Source organism: Sphingobium sp. FW306-1B-F04DB (genome assembly GCF_058781925.1).
Genome location: NZ_JBYSXE010000137.1, coordinates 1 through 725, shown reverse-complemented (window position 1 = coordinate 725; position 725 = coordinate 1). Strand labels below are relative to the sequence as shown.

Annotated in this window: 2 protein-coding genes; one reads left to right on the top strand and one right to left on the bottom strand. The window is 59.2% G+C overall.

Annotated features, from left to right (window positions below; all coding sequences use genetic code 11):
• Positions 1 to 185: hypothetical protein (locus AC3WJD_RS22070; protein ID WP_492749010.1), on the top strand; the 185-nt coding region annotated here is incomplete at its 5' end.
• Between the two features lie 31 nt (positions 186 to 216).
• On the opposite strand, the gene AC3WJD_RS22065 is transcribed toward AC3WJD_RS22070, so the two are convergent.
• Positions 217 to 558 carry a hypothetical protein gene (locus tag AC3WJD_RS22065; protein WP_492749008.1) on the bottom strand — a complete coding sequence of 114 codons (342 nt, stop codon included), beginning with the start codon at positions 556 to 558 and terminating at the stop codon, positions 217 to 219.
• Positions 559 to 725: the final 167 nt, after the last annotated feature.

Genomic DNA, 725 nt, shown 5'->3' with positions numbered 1-725 from the left:
GCGCAGAGAACGCGGATCGCGGGTTCCTGCATGTAAGGATTTCGTACGCTTATGCGCCCGAAATCCTTCGCCATATCGGTCATTCGCGCCGCCTGCCGAGCTTCCCGAAACCCGTCGTTTGTTCATCGGCGCCATGCCGACAATGGTCGACCGGGTTTGAGTGGCGCTTTGGCCCCGCCGAATAGCCGAAAAGTGGTGGCTAGCTGCCTATGGGCGTCAGGTAAGCTGGGTGAGAGATCGGACCTTGTTTCGCGTCCCTTGCGTCCTGTAGCTTGTCAGTCGGAGGCGCGGCGGACGCTCGCGAGACAAAACAACGTCGGCACCGCGTTCGCGAAGGAAGCGTCGTAGCCGCTGACAGTTCTTTCGACCCCAGACACCAACATATCGCTTCATCCAAGGCATTAGGCGATACGAGGCGTATCCGCTAAACGCTTTGTCGATCTCCTCCAGCGTCATATACGACAGCAGTTCGGTCAGCGGCGCGACACAGACGATCGGGTCGCTGCCTGAGACAAACGCCGCCTCTGAAAACTCGTAGGCGTGAATCTGTTGGGTCATGCCCGCACCATCGAGCCGAAAGGCAATGTCCGCAAGTGGGTCGCGGGCTGGCGCCCGCTGCTTCACTCAGTTCACGACAGCTCGCGCCGACATTTCGGACGTTTGTGGGGTCATCATCCGTTCCCAATTGCAGCCGTCCGTTCAGATTGAGAACGATGACCGGTTTC